We start from the raw sequence: 19,205 nt of genomic DNA, 5'->3' as shown, positions 1-19,205 counted from the left end.
GAGCTTTTGACCATGATCGTTTCCGAAAACCGGATTCCGCTTTTCGGGATCACGGTCTGAACCTCGGTTCGAGGACGATGAAAAGGCGCGGCAATCCGCGCCTTTTTTGTTTTGCCGGAACGATTCTCCTGTATCGGGCCGCAAGCGCCACCTTGCCGATCGGCCTGGTGCCGAGAAGGCATGCGCGGCGCCGCCTCTTCAAAAGGAAAGACGTTCGCCAGGTGAACGGCAAGCTTTTCGCGTCGACCCGCTCGACAAGGTCATCAAGGCCGTGGTGGTCGGAGCACGATAGACATGCATTCGACCCGGATACTTCGCGCGGGCGGCTGCGGGACAGGAAGGGTGGCTTGAGACTGACGCCCATCTGGCGATTGGCGGCATCCAGGTTCAATGCCCGATCGCCGCGTGCCGATTAGGCCTGGAGCCCTGTTTTCAGCCGATCATGGCGCTGCGGCTGCCGGTCTCGGCGTCGCGGATCTTGGTGTCACGCGATTCGAGCATTTCGGCCTTGGAGAGCTCCGCTTCGGCTTCGCCGAGCAGTGATTCGGCAATGCTTCGCTGCTGGGCGAGATCGCTTTGCGAATTTCTGAGATTGTCACGACGCAAACGCGCCGCCTTGGCGAAGGTCGGATAGGCAAAATGGTTGATGTCGGTGATGCCAGCCTTCTTTTCCTCGGCGGTGATCTGAAGTTCCAGTTCGACAGCCATGCGTTCGAATTCGGCGATCATCATGTCGAGTTGCAGCAGCTGCCGCCGCTTCTCGTTCACCTGAAACTGCTTCAGCCGAACGAGGTTTTCACGTGACTTCATGATTCGGTACTCCTGGAAACGCACACCTGCACATATCGTCCAATCCGCCCCGGCAAGCCGACGCTTCACCCGTTTCCACCGGCTTTCCCGGAACTATGGGAAACAAACCCCTAAAGTTTTTTGCCGGCGGTAACCATTCGTTTACGGGCATTGTTAATCATACGGCTCAGGACTTAAGGCCGGGTAAAAATTCCGGTCCTCGGTTGGAAAGCAAGGCCAGCGAGTCCCTGGAGTCACTTAGTCTGGCTTATTAATGTGTTGCATTAGCGGTTTGGTTCTGTGATTCATCATTAGATTCAACAAGGTGTAGAAAGGGGTTAAAAAATCTGATACCGTCACCAGTACGGAATTAGGTTTTGTTAACCATTCGATGGCAGCCTCTGCTCTAGGCAATCACTGCTCCGGTCCTGGACGGGTCGTGAAATGGTCCGGTGGCAGAAAAGGGGAATGAAATGCGTGTTCTGCTGATAGAAGATGACAGTGCAACCGCACAAAGCATCGAGCTGATGCTGAAATCGGAAAGTTTCAATGTCTATACGACCGACCTTGGTGAAGAAGGTGTCGACCTAGGCAAGCTTTATGACTACGACATCATCCTTCTCGACCTCAATCTCCCCGATATGTCGGGATATGAAGTCTTGAGAACACTTCGTCTTTCCAAAGTGAAGACGCCGATTCTGATCCTCTCCGGCATGGCCGGCATCGAGGACAAGGTGCGCGGTCTCGGCTTCGGCGCCGACGACTACATGACCAAGCCGTTCCACAAGGATGAACTGGTTGCCCGCATTCACGCCATCGTGCGGCGTTCCAAGGGCCATGCCCAGTCGGTCATCACCACCGGCGACCTGGTGGTCAACCTTGACGCCAAGACCGTCGAGGTCGGCGGCCAGCGCGTGCATCTGACTGGCAAGGAATACCAGATGCTGGAGCTGCTCTCGCTGCGCAAGGGCACCACATTGACGAAGGAAATGTTCCTCAACCACCTTTACGGCGGTATGGACGAACCGGAACTGAAGATCATCGACGTCTTCATCTGCAAGCTGCGCAAGAAGCTCGACGCCGCTTCCGGCGGCCAGAATTACATCGAGACGGTCTGGGGCCGTGGCTATGTGCTGCGCGAACCCGAGGATATCCGCGTCAGCGCCTGAAAACCCTCGTTGGATTGGGTCTTTACAAAAACCCGGCTTCTGCCGGGTTTTGCTTTTGAACAGCTATTCGTGATCTGGCGTCAGACGCGACTTTCAAGTTGCGGAAGCATTCGAGCAGTTGCGGCCGATTGAACGGCTTCAGCAGATAGCCCTGAGCGCCGGCGCGCTTTGCCTTCATGATCGCCGCGACCTCGACCTCAACCAGCGAAATCAGGATCTGGGGCTGTATCGGGCTCGCCATGGCGCGCACGCGGCGAATGACGTCCACCGCCTGCATATCCGGCAGGGCGCCGTCGACGATGATGATATCAGGCATATCGGCTGCACACATCTCGATCGCGTCAAACCCGCTGGCGGCTTCGATGACCAGCATGTCGGGGCCACCCAGGATGCGCTTTGCAACCTTCCTGATGACGCTCGAACCGTCGATGAACATGCAGCGTTTCATTCGGGCCTTCTTTGCCGGCGTCGCGAGGGGCTGGGAGGCACCATAGGAGCAATCCGGTAAAGAAGCCGAAAACCCGTTGGGTAAAATTTTTGTAAAGGCGCTATTTACATATTCTTCTTCGTCGATACTTCGACTTTGTCAGATCGGAAAATCTTTCCGTTGCGACAGAAGGTATTGTTAGAAACGGTTCTTTATCTGTGCTTTACTGCTGGCGAACGATCCAATCACAGTTCGGAAGCGGATCATGCATCCGAGGCGCTGTGGAGCGCTCCAGGAAGTCTCAGGCTGCGGAAAGTACGATTTCCTCCGCGGTTGCGTGGATCGATATCGTCATGTTGGCTTCGCGCGCCAGGAGCAGCGTGTAATAGGGTTGCACCGAATGCGCGTCGATCGGTTCCTCTGGTCTGTGGCCGGAATGAAGTTCGAGGAACTTCGGCGGTACGCGCAGCATCGGACCGCTCGCGGCCAGAGCAAAGCGCGGCTCGGTGTCGAGGTTCTCGAGCGTGACCACAAGCTTGCCGCCACGCGGGATGGCGGCGTTGGCGACGAGAATGAGATTGAGCAGCAGCTTGACCTTGTTCTTGGGCAACAGCGCGCGGCTTCCGTTCCAGATCAGTTCCGGCTTCTCGTTCTTGAGGAAGGCGATGGCAACGGCTTCTGCGTCCCCGGTGTCGATCATCATGCCGGCAGAACCGGCCGCGCCGAAGGCGATACGGGCGAATTGCAAGCGCGCTGAGGCATTTCTGGCGCTCTGGCGGATCAATTTCATGGCATCTTCGTCGGCGCCGCCTTCATCGAGCAGTTCGAGCCCGTTGTTTATGGCGCCCACCGGCGAAATAATATCGTGACAGACCCGGCTGCACAAAAGTGCTGCGAGATCGGGTGCGGAAAGGGTGAAAAGCTCGGCCATCAGCGAAAAGTCCCTGCAAAATTTCACAATCAATGGCCGGGCGATCGACGATCACGCCTGTCCACACGAATCACGCTTGCTCCCAAGGCTTTCTGAATACACAGCGCTTGTGCGTGCATCAACAAATCCAGAATTTACCGTGATAGAAAATGGTGCGTTCACGCAGGTGGATGCGCGGGCGAGCGAAACCGGGCTAAAACCAGCCTTCGAACCGCCATCTTCATGTGAAAGCTTAATGGTTGAAAAAGAATTACGGCATAGTTTGCCTATAACAGTCATCCTTAACGGCCGCCAAAGAGCCGAACGGATGCGAGGCGTCGGCGAAAGTGCTCCCTGACGGAGATTGGAAGCATGTTTTCCCGATTCTACGACCGGACTTTTTTCCGCGTCCTCACAATGACGATCGCTCTCATGGGCCTTGTCGTCCTTTCCCCCTCGGCTTCGCGAGCCCAGGAATACACCGCTCAGGAGATCGTTGATTCCGGTCACAAATTCTTCGGGGCGACATCGGGCGGGCTCGCTACCGTCGTCGAGAAGATCTTCGCTTCCTACGGCTTGCCAAACGGTTATCTGCTTGGCGAGGAGGGGTCCGGCGCGCTGATCGGCGGCCTGACCTATGGCGAAGGCACGCTCTACACCAAGAATGCCGGCGATCACAAAGTGTTCTGGCAGGGGCCGTCGCTTGGCTGGGATTTCGGCGGCGAGGGCTCGCGGGTGATGATGCTGGTCTACAATCTCAATGATGTGAGCAGCCTCTACAATCGTTTCGGCGGCGTTGCCGGCTCGGCCTATGTGGTGGCCGGCGTCGGCTTCAACGTCATGAAGAACAACAATGTGCTGCTGGTGCCGATCCGTACCGGCGTCGGCGCTCGCCTCGGCATCAATCTCGGTTACCTCAAGCTTACCCAGCGTGCGACCTGGAATCCGTTCTGAGCGGGGCATGTTGGTATTCAGGTGAGGCCGGCCTGCAAATGGCGGTTTTCTGCGCTTCCGGTGTTCACGGACCCAAATGTCCGCTCCGCTCCGGCTGTCGAAGACCACCATTTTCGGCTCGGCTGACCTGAGTTTCAACACGCCCTGGGCCGTGATCGCGCCATTCGGCCCGATCCGTGCGTTTACGGTTCGAACGATGCCGCGGCAGGCCCTTGCCGCAGCACTGGAATTCCGTCATGCGAACGTGGCACAATTGCCCACGATTGTTTGCCATCCATAACGGATAGTCACCTTGGTTCAGTCGATCCTGTTCTTTGTCCTCGGCTTTCTCTGCGCCGGCTTTCTGGCGCTGGTGATTGCCCCGGCGATCTGGCGAAGGGCCGTGGCGCTGACGCGCAAACGCGTCGAAGGTTCGATGCCGCTGACGCTGGCCGAGATCCAGGCGGACAAGGACCGCGTCCGGGCCGAATTCGCCATGTCGACGCGCCGGCTCGAAATGATCGTAAAGTCGCTGCGCGAAAAATCGGCCGAACAGCTCGTCGAGATCGGCCGTGGCCGCGAGGCGCTGAAGGGGCTGGAAATCGAGCGGAAGGACAAGAAACAGGCGCTTCTGGAGCTCGAAGCCAAGAGCGAGGAGCTGCGGCAGCGCGAAGACCAGTTGCAGATTCTGTCGGATCGGCTTGCCCAGACCGAGCGTGTGCTGGAAAAGCGCGCGCTCGAATTGGAAAAGCTGGAGCATATGTATGATGACGCGAGTTTTTCCTCCAGCAACCGTCAGATCGAGTTGGTGGCGCGCGAATCCGAGCTGCAGAAATTAGCCAGCGACATTTCGTTGCTGCGTGGCCAACGCAAGGAAGCGGACAGGCGCAGCCAAGAGATCGTGGCCGAGAGCAAGGCCGTACGGGACGCGTTGAAAGCCGAGAAGAAAAGGACGGGCGAACTGGACAAGAAGGTCGAGCGCCTGCTCGCCACGCTTGCCGATCGCGAGGACAAGCTTGACCGCCGCGAAAAGGAAATCGCACGGCTTCGTGAAAAGAAAGGCGAGGGCAGCACGTCTCCTGTGCGGCCTGTCAGCGCGGCAGACGATCCCGCCGGTGCACCCGCCAAGGGTGACGAGATCGAAAAAGCGATCGCCAAGCTCGATGCCGACCGCGAGCGGCTGGAGGCCAGGTTGGCCGCGCTGGCCCGCGAGAACAGGCGGCTGAAGACTGACCTTGCCACCTTCGAATCCCCCAGATCCGAAGGTGGGAATGATGCCCGCAACACCAGTGCGGCATTGCGCGAGCAGATGAGCGACCTGGCGGCGCAAGTCGTCGCCCTGACGGCGAAGCTCGATGGGCCGGAATCGCCGATCGCCAAGGCGCTTGCAGCACCCAGGCAGCCGTCAAGCAATGAACGCAGCCTTGCCGACCGCGTACGGGCGTTGCAGAAAGCCGCTTTGACGAATTGAAGCCAGAAGCGGTCTTCCGCGGTTCATCTCTTGCTTGTGGAAAAGTGATGCAGCGCGATGGCTGACGCCGCGGCGACATTCAGGCTGTCGAACCCCTCGGCCATGTCGATCCGTATAGTCCGCAGGCGGGCAAGCAGGCTTTCCGGCAGACCTTCACCTTCGGTGCCGAGATAAAGCGCCAGCCGCTCTGCCCTTTTTGCATCACGGATTTCGGCTTGCCCGCGCGGCGACAGAGCGAACTGGTCGAAGCCTTGCCGGTCGAGCGCGGCAATGAAGCCGACGGTGTCGGCGAAGGAGGCGAAGGGCACTTTCAGCGCGGCGCCGACCGAGACGCGGATCGCCTTGCGATACAATGGATCGCAGCAGGTCGCGTCCAGAAATACGGCATCGGCGCCGAAGGCAGCGGCGTTGCGAAAGACGGAGCCTATATTGTCATGATTGGCGATGCCGACCAGCACGACGATCAGCGCGCGGGCCGACAGAGCGCCAAGTAGGGCCTCGGCGGGTTGTACCGTGGCCTTGCGGCCGATCGCCAATATGCCGCGATGCATGTGGAAGCCGGCAATCCTGTCCATGATCTCGCCGGCCGTGACGTAGACCGGCAGGTCCACGGGCGCCTTGCGCAGGATTTCGCCAAGGCCGGCCAGCCGGTTTTCGAGCACCAGCACCGATTCGGCTTTGAAGCGCCCGGTTGAGAGCAGCACGTCCAATACGACCTTGCCTTCGGCAACGAAGCGACCTTGCCGGCCGGCAAGATCGCGCTCGCGTATGTCCAAATAGGCAGAGACGCGCGGGTCCTGCGGGTCATCGATGCGGATAGGGTCCATGCGTTCCTCGGCGGAACTCGCATCGGAAAATCGGAATCGATTTTCGGAAAGCACGATGCGAGGACTCAAAGTCTTGAGACACGTACTTTGTGCGTCCAAGCGGACGCACGTCTCCCCCTAAACATCAGCGATGTGGAAACGGTCGGACTTTTCCGGTCAAGTGCCGGAGCGGCGCAGGCGATAGGCCATCTGCGACAGCTCGCCCTCGCCGAAAATCCCGTCCAGCATGGTGAGAAGTTCGCGCACGGCTTCTGATTTGCAGGAATAGTAGATCATCTGCCGGTCGCGGCGGGTCTCGACGAGATCGAGCGCCCGCAATTTGGCCAGATGCTGCGACAGGGCTGATTGGCTGAGCAAAACCTTCTCGGCGATGGCGCCGACCGACATTTCACCGTCAGCCAAATAGCTCATGATCAACAGCCGTTTCTCGTTGCCCATCAACGTCAGAAACGTGGCTGCCGATTCGGCGTTGGCGATTAGCTTTGTCGAGACCATCGATCCCCCATGCCTTCCTACTCATCCGACGCTATGGGGGCAATAGCATCTGATTCCATAGACTCACTGAATGTGCGCTGGCGATTCAACGCTAGCGGGAAAGGTAGAACATTTCGCTCAAATCTCAAGGCTTGCTTTCGACCCCACTCGATTAACTTTGAAGCTGTGTCTAATTCGCCGCTCGACCGGTCTTTGCCATGTCGACCAAGACATGGCGCAGCTCCCGCGCGGCATGCAAAGGCTCGGGAAAGAAGATCCGGCAGACATCGTCGCCCGATGCCAGATCCATGCCATCGGCGTCGAAGCCGGTGACGACCCAATCGTCGCCCGCGGCCTTGGCGAAATGGCTGGCATAGATGGCAATCGCATCGCGATGGTCGGCATTCATGTGGTCAAGGGCGGATTGTTCGGCGGTGGCGAGCTCCTCGACGAGGGGTGCGTTGGTGACAAGGTCGGCACGGTCGAGCAAATAGGCCTTGCCGAAGCCGCCATTCAGGCTGGCTCGCTCGGGCTCGAGGCGGAAGATCGAGAAGTCGCCAAGCCCGGCATAGAGCTTCGCCTTGGGATTGCGATTGAGATAGCGCCGTTCGGCGCGGGCATGGGCGCCTGATCCGCGCTCGAGCGGCACCGCCTGGCAAACCAGGGTGATTCGCGGGTGCGCCAGCGGATCGCCCTTGCCGGGTTCACCCACAAGCAGAGAACAGCGCGGGTCCGCAAGGATCGCGCCGGTATGGGCGGACAGCCTCGAGACGAGGATCAGCGGCGTGCCGTCGATATCGGCCGCCACACCAACCCTGCTGGCCAGCGGCGAACCGGTTCCGGGCTCGATCACCGCAAGCGCGCCGAAGCGGGCGCTGCGGATCAGCGTCTTGGCCAGCCTGATCGCCTCGGCGTCCGTCTCGCGGATCACGTCCTTCTTTTGCTCGATCAAAACGCTCACCGCGGTAAGTTGATTTACGTCATCCACTTATCAAACGACAAGTCCAATATGGCAATAGAGCGGAATGCACGGTGAACGGGGCATTCCGCTCTATCTGTTTGTTTCAGCCGCATTTATGCGACGTCAAGTGTAGCCACTTGGCTGCAAAATGCTTTGGCTATTTCGGAGCCATGCGGATGGCGCCGTCGAGGCGGATGGTTTCGCCGTTCAGCATCTGGTTTTCGACGATGTGCAGCGCAAGTGCCGCATATTCGGAAGGTTCGCCCAGGCGAGACGGGAAGGGCACCGCGGCGCCCAGCGAATCCTGCACCTCCTGCGGCATGCCGGCCATCATCGGCGTTTTGAAGATGCCGGGCGCGATGGTGCAGACGCGAATGCCTGAGCGGGCAAGGTCGCGCGCCACAGGCAGCGTCATGCCGACGACGCCACCCTTGGAAGCGGAATAGGCTGCCTGGCCGATCTGGCCGTCATAGGCGGCGACCGATGCCGTGTTGACGATGACGCCACGCTCACCGCCCTGCAACGGCTCGAGTTTGGCGGCCCGGTCAGCGACGAGGCGGATCATGTTGAAGGTGCCGATCAAATTGACCTCGATCACCTTGCGGTACTGGTCGAGCGGATGCGGACCATCCTTGCCGATCGTCTTGATGCCGATGGCGATGCCGGCGCAGTTGACCAGGATGCGCGGTTCGCCGAGCTTTCTTGCCACCTCCGCGACGGAAGCAGCACCGCTGTCGGCGCTGCTCACGTCGCATTGGATGGCGAGGCCGCCAATGTCGGCCGCTACCTTCGCCGCCCGTTCGATGCCGAGGTCGAGGATGGCAACGTTGGCGCCCTTCGCGGCCAGCGCTCGCGCCGTCGCCTCGCCAAGGCCGGATCCGCCTCCGGTGACGATCGCAATCTGGCCGTTCGGGTTCATCTCGGTGTCCTCGCCGGACACATGCTACGAAGCCCGACGGGACGGCGCAACATCCGCATCGTCATGCCATCACGGCGACGGGCTCGGCGATCTTCGCCTGATCGGCGTGGCAGACCTCCCCCGCAAGCCTTGCCACCGCGCCCGGCACGATCTCATGCGCCAAAAGCCGGTCGAGGTCGACCGGGCGCGGCATGGAGATCTGCCCGCGTGGGATTCTCTTGAAGCCAAGCGGGCCATAATAAGGCTCGTCCCCGACAAGCATGATGGCTGCCATGCCGGCCTTGGCGGCGGCCTCCAATGCGATCGTCACCAGCCGGCGGCCGATGCCGAGATTCTTGAAGGCTGGCCGCACCGCAAGCGGCCCGAGCATCAGTGCACGGCCGGCGCCGGCGGCGATGCGCGTCATGCGCACCGAGGCGACAACGGTATTGTCCTCGACGGCGACAAAGGACAGCCCCCGCTCATGCGGGCCGCCCTCGCGGATTTTGTAGGCGGCCAGCACGAAACGGCCGGGCCCGAAGGCCTCGTCGTTGATGGCTTCGATTTCGGGGTCATGCGCCGGAGTTTCCAGCAGGTATCTTACGTCGGCAAGGCTCATGGTCTTTGCGTTCCGGTACGGGGAAAGGTTTGCTGCAAACGGCAGCGTTCGCCAGTCAGCGCTATATCAAGCGCGGGCGCCCTTTCGTCGTCGGTCAGACCGGATCAAAGCAAAGTCGAACATGCGGATTGTCCGCTAGCATCAATTTTCGGCCGCTGCAATCTGCCGTTTTCGTCCACCGCTTCGCCCAGGTGACGGTCTGTTCAGCACATGACGACTTCGGCGCCGCCGCCTTGCGCCTAAATGGTTGTTGAGGACGCAAGGAGATTTCGCATGGGATTGCTGGTCGAAGGCAGATGGCATGATCGCGGGTATGACACCGCGGGCAGTGGCGGCAGGTTCGTGCGGGCGCAGTCGCAATGGCGCGATTGGGTCACTCGCGACGGCGCGCCGGCCGAGGGCCGCAAGCGTGGTTTCAAGGCCGAGCCCGGCCGCTATCATCTCTATGTCTCGCTTGCCTGTCCCTGGGCGCACCGGACGCTTATCTTTCGCGCGCTGAAGAGGCTCAAGGACGTGATTTCCGTCTCGGTCGTCCACCACTTCATGGGCGCTAATGGCTGGACGTTCCTGGCCGAGGACGATGCCACCGGCGATACGCTCTACGGCCTCGATTTCCTGCACCAAGTCTATACCAAGGCCGATCCAGCCTATTCCGGCCGGGTGACGGTGCCGGTGCTATGGGACAAAAAAGAGCAGACCATCGTCTCCAATGAATCCTCCGAGATCATCCGCATGCTCAATTCCGCCTTCGACGAATGGGGCGACGCCAGCCTCGATTTCTATCCGCAGGCGCTGCGCGGTGAGATCGACAGGGTCAATGCGCTGGTCTATCCCGCCGTCAACAACGGCGTCTACCGCGCCGGCTTTGCCACCACGCAAGCGGCCTATGAGGAAGCGTTTGGCGACCTGTTCTCGGCGCTCGACACGCTGGAGGCCCGGCTGTCGCAACAGCGATACCTCGTCGGCGACCGCATCACCGAGGCCGACTGGCGGCTGTTCACCACGCTGGTCCGCTTCGATCCGGTGTATGTCGGCCATTTCAAGTGCAATCTGCGCCGCATTGCCGACTATCCGAACCTGTCGAACTATCTGCGCGACCTCTATCAGGTGCCCGGCGTCTCGGGCACGGTGAACCTGCACCACATCAAGGCGCACTACTACGGCAGCCATGAAACCATCAATCCGACGCGCATCGTGCCGGTCGGACCGGAGCTCGACCATGGCGCGCCGCATGATCGCGCGCGGTTCAGGAAGGCGGCGTGACCTACCAGTAGGGCGACGGCTGTTCGCCGCCAAAAATCTCAGCGATGCGCCGCAACGTGGCCGGCGTGGTTCCCTCGGGCAGGCGGTCAAGCGGAAAGAAACCGGCTTCGGCGATCTCATGGTCCGGCAGCTTCGGCGCGGTCTGGCTGAACCCTTCGATCAGATACAAGCCGACGTGATCGCGGCGGCTGGCCCGGTGGTTGAAATGCATCGACTTCAGCAGCGGCGGCGCGCTGAGCGCAATGTTTCCCTCCTCGGCGAGTTCGCGCACAAGCGCTTCAACCAGCGTCTCGCCGAGCTCCACGCCGCCGCCCGGAAGCTGCCAGCCCGGGACATAGGTGTGGCGGATGAGAAAGACGGAATCGGAGGCGCGATCGTGGACCAGGCCGCGCACGCCGAGCGTCATTGGCCGCCGCAGGACGAAGTACAGGTGGAACAGCCTTGCCCTAAAACCCGGCCAGCCGGTCTGGCGAAAGGCCTGTTGCGGATCGGACCGCTTCATCAACCACGAAACCGTGGGTGGAAAGCGGCGCGCGCGTCGCATATGAAGGAAGGATGTTCAGGCTCGCGCATATTTCCGATATCCATCTGGGACCGCTCCCCGATGTAACCTATCGCGATCTCGCCTCCAAGCGCGTGGTCGGCTACGTCAACTGGCAGCGCAACCGCCGCCGCCACATGCACGATGCCGTCATCGACACGATCGTCACCGACATGAAGGCCAGCGGGGCGGATCACATCTCCGTCACCGGCGATCTGGTCAATCTGGCGCTCGACGGCGAGATCGAGATGGCCAAGCATTGGCTGGAGACGCTGGGTTCGCCGGATGATGTGTCGGTCGTGCCCGGCAACCACGACGCCTACGTGCCGGGCGCCTTCGACAAGACCTGCCGGTCATGGGCAGCATGGATGACCGGTGATGGCGTCGATACGCCGGTCGACCGCAACGCCTTTCCCTATCTGCGCGTGCGTGGCGACATTGCGCTGATCGGTGTCACGACGGCGCGCGCCACGGCTCCGTTCATGGCCAACGGCTTCTTTCTGGAAGGCCAGGCCGAAAGGCTGCGCGGTATTCTCGATGCGACCGCCAGGCGCGGGCTGTTCCGGGTGATCATGATCCACCACCCGCCGGTGCGCGGCGCGGTTTCGCAGCCCAAGCGGCTGTTCGGCATCGCCCGCTTCAACAAGGTCGTTCATCGGCATGGCGCCGAACTCATCCTGCACGGCCATTCGCATGAGCCGTCGCTGTTCTTCATTGGCGGGCGAGGCAGCAGGATTCCCGTGGTTGGCGTGGCTGCCGCGGGGCAGTCGCCCGGCGGCAGGCGCCCGGCCGCACAGTATAATCTGCTCGATATTGATGGCGAAAAGGGCAATTGGCGCATCAAGCTGACACGGCGCGGCCTGACCGGGCCAGCCATAGCGCCATCCGACCTGGAGACGCTGGAGCTTGGCGCGAACGCCGAAGCTATGGCTTGAAGTTCACGCCCATCGCAACGATGCGGTCCCAGAATAATACGACCGAGACAACCAGCCCGACCAGGGCGCCCGCCGCGATCAACCCAAGGCCGGAAAGGAAGGCCGACCAGCCCTTGCTGCGCGGGGCGGCCTGCAACGGTGGCTCGGCTTCCGCCACGGCAGCGCGTTTCAGGCCAGCGATAGCCTGCTCGACGCCACCTTCCAGCATTCTCTGGCGTTCAACGACGCGTTCCGCCACGTAGCGCGTCACCTGGTCGGCTATGGGTTTCATGTCGGTCGATTCGGCGAGCACCACACGACCGATGCGCGTATCCCTGAGGAAACGATAGGTGCGGCGGTCGCGCCCCATGGCGATGTGGCTGACGGCATCGATCCACAGACGCGGCTGCAGCCCGGACGATACGGCGAAGTCGAAATTGTCCATGTCGGCGGGCACGTCGGCGAAGACAGGTGCCAGTTCGGCGGCAAGCAAGTCGAGCCGCATGCGATGCGCCTCGCGCATGTCGACCACGACGTCATCGCGGTCGGCGAAGGCGTTTTTCACGTCGCGAATGGCATCGGACAATTTTCGCGACTGATCGATCTGGGTGATGTTCTCGCCTGCGTCCTTCATCGACGTTCGCCTCGTGGTTTGGTTAACAGCGAGTTAACACAATCGCCGGCAAATTGCACGCTGGACCGACCTTCGCGTAGGTGCCGGAGGTTGCCTGGCGCGTCCAAGCGGCCGCACATCTTTGCAGTGAAGGGATCAGTTGGCCGCGGCGGCAAATTTTTGCCGAAGAGGGCGGCTACGGCGTTTCATGTTGCGGCGAATTATCTCCGCGACCAGGCCGGGCGCCTCCTCGACCAGCATATGGCCGGTCTCCAGCACATGGTGCAGGTGGAAATGCGCCGGCAAGCCATCGGCCTGGGTAAAGGGCAGCACCGTGTCGCCGGTTCCCCAAACCACCATCACCGGCATGGTCAGTGTCTCGAGCCGTTCGCGCGGGATGGCACCTTGCCGATCATCCCTGGTCATGGCAGCCGCGATCTCGACCAGTTTCTGCAACTGGCCAGGACGCGCACGCATATCGCCATGGACATCCACGATACGCTCCGAGGGCAGACTTTGCGGTCCGGACATGGCGGCGAGGCAGGCACGAATTTCATTTCTGTCGACAGCAGCGGCGTAGCGACGCAACAGCGGCCCGTTGATCTCCGTGCCAAAGCCGCCCGGGGCCAGAAGTGTGAGCGACGCTATTTTTCCGGGGTCGGCCAATGCAATCAGCACTGCTACCGCTCCGCCCATCGAATGGCCAACGAGATGCATTCTCGTGATTTTGCGTGCGGCGAGATCGGCAAGAACGGCGCGAGAGGCCGTCTTGGCCGTACCGCCCTCGGGGAAATCGAGCGACAGTCCGTGGCCCGGAAGATCATAGGCCAGTGTGCGTGCTTCGGGTGCCAGTGTCGAAATCACCTCGCGCCAATCATCGTGGCAACCGCCGAAGCCATGCAGGAAGACGATCGTCTTCGAGCCGGCGCCCCGTTCGACAGCGTAAAGGGATGAAATCATGAAAATTTATGGTGTTTTTGCAAGACGGGCGGGACAACAAAACGGGCCGGACAGACAATCTGAGATTGTGGTTGATTGCTCTTTGTCCAGGTCCATGGCCAGTAAAATTTTCGCGATCAGGCGCCAGTCTGGAAATGGTCAGCTACCGCTGCCGATCCCGGCGGCATGCAGGGCCTCGACCAGCCGGTCGGTTAGATCTGGGGGATATCGTCTGTCGGCGAACGTCGTGCGCGGATCGGCTGCGAATTTCGGGAACTTGGCGGCCAGTTCGTCCGCGAGCTTTAGCGCCAGCTGATCGCGGCCGGCGGCCTTCGCCCCGATCAGCCGCGCCGCCAGATAGTGCGATTTCGTCGCCGTCGGCCGCAGCGCATCGCTGGCGATCGTGGCCCTGTTCATGTCGCCCAGCATGAACGCACCGACGAAAAGCCCGTAGTCCCACCAGGTCGGATGAGCGCTGGAGATTTCGACGGCGTGAGCAAGAATTGGCGTACCCTGGCCGTACTTGCCGGCGAAGATCAGCCCGTAGCCATAGGCGGCCGCCATACTGAGGTCATAGGGGTTGAGCTCGTGGGCCTTGCGCATCCAGCGGATCGATTCCTCCGAATTGCCGAGGCGCGAATAGAGGTAGCCATAGGCGCGGTGCGCATAGGGGCTGGTCGGCCCCATCTGCGCGGCGCGATGGGCAAACAACATCGCCTGTTCGATGGTTGCACTAGGGGGATAGGCGTAGTGATCGGTGACCGCCTCGAGGTGCAAGGAGGCAAGTTCGGAATAGACGAGCGACGACTTCGCATCCAGATTGGCCAGGTTTTCGAGACAACGATACGCAGCCTCGTGCGTCCTGGCGCTCTGGTCGAGATAGTATTTGTCGTTGAGCCGCAGACATTCCGTCAGGCCGTTTTGGATGCCGCTCTGTTCGATATAGTTGTAGATCGTGCCCGAGGCCGGAACGGCCGAGCTCAAAATATCGGCGACACTATCCTCGACGGCGGAGGGGGTGTTGTCGGCGGCAGGGAGGCTGCGTGACAACAGGACCCGCCCGGTCGCCACGCTTTGCAATTCGAGAGTGACATCGCCCGTCGTCGGTCCCGGCAAGACATCGAATATGAAACTGGTTGCGTCCGCGACCGGATCAGGCGGGCTGTCGACGTCGCGACCGATGAAGTTGACCGTATCGAAGCTGCTGAGGCCGGCGCGCAGCGACGCGGCAACGCGCGCCGCCTCGGCGCTGTTGGCTTTCACGGCAATGTAGACGAGCGGAAGGGCTTCGATCGGGGGCAATGGCGCGATGCTGCCGGTCGCCACTGCATTCTCCACCGTCGATGCGGCATCGCCTCCGGCCAGCAACGCGCTGCTTCCCTGACGTAGGATCAACACGCCCAGCATGACGATGACCAGAGCGATCGCCGCCCAGAAGAACTGGAGATGGCGTCGCAGCGCGTGTCCCGGCTCGGGGACGGCGGAGGACATGAACGATGCAGGGCGCGCGACCATGCCGGCGCCTTCGAGCGGTTCCGGCAAGGGGGCGACCGTCTCGACATGTTCTGCCGGTTCGGATCCGACCGGGAGGCGGATCGCGTTGAGTTCATAGGATGGGACATAGCCGCCACGCGGAATGGCGATGCGGATAGGTTCGGTAAGGCCCTCATTGGCGAAGTAGTGCTGCAGAAGCTCGCGCAGCCTGCCTGCCTGGACCCGCACTACGGCATCGGTCGACGGATCGAAATCGCCGTCCTTGCCGAAAACATCCATCGCGATGGAAAAGCCCTTGAGCTTGTCGGCTTCGCCAGCCTGCTCGCGCTCGACCAGATAGCGAAGCAATTTACGCGCGCGCTCGGATCGCCCGAACGTCTCGCTGGCTAGCAATCGCTCCAACGTCTCGCGCACTGCGGGGGCGGCAGGCGTGGCATGCTGCAAGTGTCGATCCTTTCGAAGTCGGCACAGGTTATGCGCGCGATCATATAGCGCCTACACTGCCACACAAGCATGCATCCATTATGCGATCGCGTACCCCACTGGATAATCCCCCGGTGGTTAATGGCGTTAACGATTGGAGCAAGATGGTCCCGTTCGGGCCCATCTTGCTCTTGTCGGGTTTTTCAGCCCGCCTTGCGGCCGATGATGCGGTTGGCGGCGGAAACCACGGCTTCCAGCGAAGCGGCCACGATGTTGGTGTTGATGCCGGCGCCGAACAGCTTGCCGCCTGGATGTTCCATCTCGACATAGGAGATGGCCGAGGCATTGGAGCCGCGCTGCATCGAATGCTCGGAATAGTCGAGCACCGACATCTCGATGCCGATATGGCGCGACAGCGCGTCGACGAAGCCGTCGATCGGGCCGGTGCCGGTACCGGATATCGTCACCTCCTTGCCCCTGTCGAGGATGATCGCCTCCACCACGCGCCGGCCCTTGGTTTCGGTATCCGGATAGGTCTGATGATCGAGGAATTTCAGCCGCGCGCCGGGCTGGTCGATATAGGTGTCGAGAAAGCGTTCGTGGATGCGCTTGGCCGGCACCTCCTTGCCTTCGGCATCGGTGATCGCCTGGATCGCCTGGCTGAATTCGATCTGCAGGTTGCGCGGCAAATGGAGGCCGTAGTCCGCCTGCAGCACATAGGCAATGCCGCCTTTGCCGGATTGCGAATTGATGCGGATGATCGCCTCGTAGTTGCGGCCGACATCGGCCGGATCGATCGGCAGATAAGGCACTTCCCAGTGCGACGTGTTGGCCTTGCGCAACGCCTTCATACCCTTGTTGATGGCGTCCTGGTGCGAGCCCGAAAAGGCGGTGTAGACGAGTTCACCGACATAGGGATGGCGCTCCGGGATCTTCAACTGGTTCGAATATTCGTAGACGTCCTTCATCCGATTGATGTCGGAGCAATCGAGTTCGGGATCGACGCCTTGCGTGTACATGTTGAGCGCCAGGGTGACGATGTCGACATTGCCGGTGCGCTCGCCATTGCCGAACAGCGTGCCTTCGACGCGATCGGCACCTGCCATCAGGCCGAGTTCGGTGGTGGCGATGCCGGTGCCGCGATCATTGTGCGGGTGCAATGAAATGAGCAGGTTCTCTCTGATATCCAGGTTACGGCACATCCATTCGATGCGGTCGGCATAGATGTTGGGCGTCGACATCTCGACCGTGGACGGCAGGTTGATGATCAGCTTGTTGTCCGCGGTCGGCTTCACGATCTCGGTGACGGCATTGCAGATTTCCAGCGCAACGTCGAGCTCGGTGCCCGTAAAGCTCTCAGGCGAGTATTCGAACCGGTAGCCGCCGCCGGCCTTGGCCGCCATGTCGGTGATCATCTTGGCTGCGTCGGTGGCGATGCGCTTGATGCCGGCAACGTCTTTCTCGAAGACGACGCGGCGCTGCAATTCGCTGGTCGAGTTGTAGAAATGCACGATCGGGTTGGTGGCGCCCTTCAGCGCCTCGAAGGTGCGAGTGATCAGTTCCGGCCGGCACTGTACCAGCACCTGCAGCGAGACATCGGCCGGCACATTGCCTTCCTCGATGCACCAGCGGGCGAAGTCGAAGTCGGTCTGCGAAGCCGAGGGAAAACCGATCTCGATCTCCTTGAAACCCATATCGAGCAACAGGCCGAACATGCGCGCCTTGCGCTCGTGGCCCATCGGGTCGATCAGCGCCTGGTTGCCGTCACGCAGGTCGACCGAGCACCAGATCGGAGCCTTGTCGATCACCTTGGAAGGCCAGGTGCGATCGGTGAGGCCGACCGTCGGATAGGGCTGATATTTGCGGGCTGCGTCCGGCATGCCCCGGGCTGGCTCTGGCATGTCCCGGGCTGCGTCCTTTGCCATGGGTTCCCCGCCATCGCGGATATCTTCTCGTGCGTTCATCGTCGTTTCTCCCGGCGGCTCGCGGATCCGCCTTCAGGCGGAATTGGTGCCGAGCGGCGCCTTACCAAAGTTTCGTTCGCTTGATGTGACTTGCCAATTTGATTGGCCAAGGAGCGTGCGCGTGAGCGGCGGTTCGACCGCCGGGCGCTCCTTCAGCGAACCCGGCGATCGCCGATAAGGCCGAGAAGCAGCAGGGTCGACGCAAGCGCGCGCACGGTCTCGCCGGCAAAGCCGGTTGGACGGGAAGCGACAAAGGGAACGCGCGTGTTCATGGCGGTTCTCATACAGGAGCAGGCTGTGGGAGGCAAGTGGGCTGCATGGCGGCGCTGCGCGCGCGCTCTTCCCCACACGGTGCAAATGCGCCAGACTGGGCTGTCGACTAGGCGACAACGCCGGGGGAGGTCGTCCGTGAATTTCGTGTTCTTCTCGCCGCATTTTCCGGCCAATGGCGCCGACTTTTGCGACCGGCTGAAGAAGGCCGGCGCCACTGTGCTCGGCATCGGCGACGCGCCCTACGAAGCGCTGAACGGAAAACTGAAGGCGGCGTTGTCGGAATATTACCGCGTCGCCGACATGGAGGATTACGAGCCGGTGTTCCGGGCGATGGGCCATTTCATCCACAAATGGGGCCGCATCGACCGCTTCGAGTCGCTCAACGAGCATTGGCTGGAGCTGGAAGCCAACATCCGTACCGACTTCAACATCTTTGGCACCAAACTCGATTTCGTGAAGAATTTGAAGCGCAAGAGCCGTATGCGCGCCTTCTTCCGCAAGAGCGGCGTCGAGACCATCCCGCAGCGCAAATGCTCCGACCGGGCCGGCGCCATGACCTTCATCCGCCGTGTCGGCTATCCCGTGGTGGTGAAGCCGGATTCCGGCTCCGGCGCGTCGAACACATTCAAGATTTCCAATACGAGGGAACTCGACCAGTTTTTCAAGGACAAGCCGGAAGATGTCAGCTTCGTCATGGAGCAGTTCATCGAGGGGCTGGTGGTGACCTTCGACGGGCTGGTCAACCGCGACGGCGAGGTGGTGCTTGCCGCCAGCCACCGCTACGACCAGAGCGTCATGGAGGTGGTCAACCACGACCGCCATATGAGCTACACCTGCTTTCCCGAGATCAGCCCGGCGGTGGAAGAGGCAGGCCGGAAGATCCTGCGGGCATTCGACGTGCGCGAGCGTTTCTTCCATATCGAGCTGTTCGAGACCAAGGACGACCGCATTATTGCGCTCGAGGTCAACATGCGTCCGCCCGGCGCCTGGATGACCGACGCCATCAATTACACGTTCGACATCGACGTCTATGCGGCGTGGGCCGAGATGGTGGTCAGGGATGCCGCCGGCGGGCCCTACAAGGGCAAGTACTTCACCGCCTATGCCAGCCGCAAGCGGCACCTCGACTATTTGCACAGCCATGCCGACGTGCTAGCCGCCCATGGCGACAAGATCGTCCACCATCAGGCCATAGAAGAGGTTTTCAGCCGCGCCATGGGACACTACGCCTATCAGATGCGGTCCAAAGACGCCCAGGCGCTGCGCCGGGCGGTTGGCTACATCCACGCGGAAAAGGCATGAG

20 protein-coding genes and 1 pseudogene are annotated in these 19,205 nt (G+C 61.2%); 8 read left to right on the top strand and 13 right to left on the bottom strand.

Translation table 11 applies throughout. The annotated features are described in order from the left end of the window. Positions 1-432: 432 nt before the first annotated feature. Complete coding sequence (locus CN311_RS05750) at positions 433-810, bottom strand: flagellar export protein FliJ (protein WP_097572410.1); 378 nt, start codon at positions 808-810, stop codon at positions 433-435. Between the two features lie 452 nt (positions 811-1,262). Between CN311_RS05750 and ctrA the strand changes: the two genes are divergently transcribed. Beyond that, positions 1,263-1,958, top strand: coding sequence for a response regulator transcription factor CtrA (gene ctrA / locus CN311_RS05745; protein ID WP_006203583.1), 696 nt, complete (start codon positions 1,263-1,265; stop codon positions 1,956-1,958). 22 nt (positions 1,959-1,980) lie between these two features. On the opposite strand, the gene CN311_RS05740 is transcribed toward ctrA, so the two are convergent. Next, positions 1,981-2,406, bottom strand: coding sequence for a response regulator (locus CN311_RS05740; protein ID WP_097572409.1), 426 nt, complete (start codon positions 2,404-2,406; stop codon positions 1,981-1,983). Between the two features lie 280 nt (positions 2,407-2,686). Further along, positions 2,687-3,316, bottom strand: a complete 630-nt coding sequence (gene chpT, locus CN311_RS05735; protein WP_097572408.1) for a histidine phosphotransferase ChpT — start codon at positions 3,314-3,316, stop codon at positions 2,687-2,689. On the opposite strand from chpT, the gene CN311_RS32170 reads away from it, so the two are divergent. The 4 genes and pseudogenes from CN311_RS32170 (at position 3,300) to CN311_RS05725 (ending at position 5,699) form a co-directional block, all read left to right on the top strand. Beyond that, positions 3,300-3,653: a hypothetical protein gene (locus tag CN311_RS32170; RefSeq protein ID WP_133117140.1), complete on the top strand. Its 354-nt coding sequence runs from the start codon at positions 3,300-3,302 to the stop codon at positions 3,651-3,653. The genes chpT and CN311_RS32170 overlap by 17 nt on opposite strands. A gap of 101 nt (positions 3,654-3,754) precedes the next feature. After that, positions 3,755-4,249: pseudogene (locus CN311_RS05730) on the top strand (DUF1134 domain-containing protein); the annotation flags it as partial. A 76-nt stretch (positions 4,250-4,325) separates the two neighbouring features. Further along, complete coding sequence (locus CN311_RS32470; protein WP_165779602.1) at positions 4,326-4,529, top strand: hypothetical protein; 204 nt, start codon at positions 4,326-4,328, stop codon at positions 4,527-4,529. A gap of 12 nt (positions 4,530-4,541) precedes the next feature. Further along, positions 4,542-5,699 (top strand): coiled-coil domain-containing protein, encoded by a 1,158-nt coding sequence (locus tag CN311_RS05725; protein ID WP_097572406.1) that lies wholly within the window; start codon positions 4,542-4,544, stop codon positions 5,697-5,699. Positions 5,700-5,722: 23 nt separating this feature from the next. Here CN311_RS05725 and CN311_RS05720 read toward each other — a convergent pair whose 3' ends face one another. The 5 genes from CN311_RS05720 to CN311_RS05700 all read right to left on the bottom strand — a co-directional run bounded on the left by CN311_RS05720 (position 5,723) and on the right by CN311_RS05700 (position 9,478). Further along, the gene (locus CN311_RS05720; protein WP_097572405.1) at positions 5,723-6,526 is read right to left on the bottom strand and encodes a TrmH family RNA methyltransferase; all 804 of its coding nucleotides are present in this window, start codon (positions 6,524-6,526) and stop codon (positions 5,723-5,725) included. Between the two features lie 156 nt (positions 6,527-6,682). Then, the gene (locus CN311_RS05715) at positions 6,683-7,021 is read right to left on the bottom strand and encodes an ArsR/SmtB family transcription factor (protein ID WP_097572404.1); all 339 of its coding nucleotides are present in this window, start codon (positions 7,019-7,021) and stop codon (positions 6,683-6,685) included. Between the two features lie 169 nt (positions 7,022-7,190). Beyond that, positions 7,191-7,952: a HugZ family pyridoxamine 5'-phosphate oxidase gene (locus tag CN311_RS05710; protein WP_097572403.1), complete on the bottom strand. Its 762-nt coding sequence runs from the start codon at positions 7,950-7,952 to the stop codon at positions 7,191-7,193. A 166-nt stretch (positions 7,953-8,118) separates the two neighbouring features. Beyond that, complete coding sequence (locus CN311_RS05705) at positions 8,119-8,880, bottom strand: 3-hydroxyacyl-CoA dehydrogenase (RefSeq protein ID WP_097572421.1); 762 nt, start codon at positions 8,878-8,880, stop codon at positions 8,119-8,121. 61 nt (positions 8,881-8,941) lie between these two features. Further along, positions 8,942-9,478 (bottom strand): GNAT family N-acetyltransferase, encoded by a 537-nt coding sequence (locus tag CN311_RS05700; RefSeq protein WP_097572402.1) that lies wholly within the window; start codon positions 9,476-9,478, stop codon positions 8,942-8,944. 273 nt (positions 9,479-9,751) lie between these two features. Here CN311_RS05700 and CN311_RS05695 point away from each other — a divergent pair, with 273 nt between their 5' ends. Beyond that, positions 9,752-10,741 (top strand): glutathione S-transferase family protein, encoded by a 990-nt coding sequence (locus CN311_RS05695; protein WP_097572401.1) that lies wholly within the window; start codon positions 9,752-9,754, stop codon positions 10,739-10,741. 1 nt (position 10,742) lies between these two features. Here CN311_RS05695 and CN311_RS05690 read toward each other — a convergent pair whose 3' ends face one another. Continuing rightward, complete coding sequence (locus CN311_RS05690; RefSeq protein ID WP_097572400.1) at positions 10,743-11,243, bottom strand: NUDIX domain-containing protein; 501 nt, start codon at positions 11,241-11,243, stop codon at positions 10,743-10,745. A gap of 53 nt (positions 11,244-11,296) precedes the next feature. On the opposite strand from CN311_RS05690, the gene CN311_RS05685 reads away from it, so the two are divergent. Then, positions 11,297-12,217, top strand: a complete 921-nt coding sequence (locus CN311_RS05685; protein ID WP_097572399.1) for a metallophosphoesterase family protein — start codon at positions 11,297-11,299, stop codon at positions 12,215-12,217. Here CN311_RS05685 and CN311_RS05680 read toward each other — a convergent pair. From CN311_RS05680 to leuA, 4 genes are all read right to left on the bottom strand, one after another. Then, positions 12,207-12,830, bottom strand: a complete 624-nt coding sequence (locus CN311_RS05680) for a hypothetical protein (RefSeq protein ID WP_097572398.1) — start codon at positions 12,828-12,830, stop codon at positions 12,207-12,209. The genes CN311_RS05685 and CN311_RS05680 overlap by 11 nt on opposite strands. A gap of 135 nt (positions 12,831-12,965) precedes the next feature. After that, the gene (locus tag CN311_RS05675) at positions 12,966-13,769 is read right to left on the bottom strand and encodes an alpha/beta fold hydrolase (protein ID WP_097572397.1); all 804 of its coding nucleotides are present in this window, start codon (positions 13,767-13,769) and stop codon (positions 12,966-12,968) included. Between the two features lie 138 nt (positions 13,770-13,907). Beyond that, positions 13,908-15,686, bottom strand: coding sequence for a tetratricopeptide repeat protein (locus tag CN311_RS05670; protein ID WP_097572396.1), 1,779 nt, complete (start codon positions 15,684-15,686; stop codon positions 13,908-13,910). 182 nt (positions 15,687-15,868) lie between these two features. Next, a complete protein-coding gene (leuA, locus tag CN311_RS05665; protein WP_165779603.1) occupies positions 15,869-17,545 on the bottom strand; it encodes a 2-isopropylmalate synthase in 1,677 nt (558 codons plus the stop codon). A 492-nt stretch (positions 17,546-18,037) separates the two neighbouring features. Between leuA and CN311_RS05655 the strand changes: the two genes are divergently transcribed. Further along, on the top strand, positions 18,038-19,204 hold the full coding sequence (locus tag CN311_RS05655) for an ATP-grasp domain-containing protein (RefSeq protein WP_097572394.1): 1,167 nt from the start codon (positions 18,038-18,040) through the stop codon (positions 19,202-19,204). The last annotated feature ends 1 nt before the right edge of the window (position 19,205 follow it).

Origin of the sequence: Mesorhizobium sanjuanii, from assembly GCF_002529485.1 — a bacterium.
Lineage (GTDB): Bacteria > Pseudomonadota > Alphaproteobacteria > Rhizobiales > Rhizobiaceae > Mesorhizobium > Mesorhizobium sanjuanii.
The sequence above is the reverse complement of the archived record's forward strand: the minus strand, read 5'-3'. Positions and strand labels throughout refer to the sequence as shown.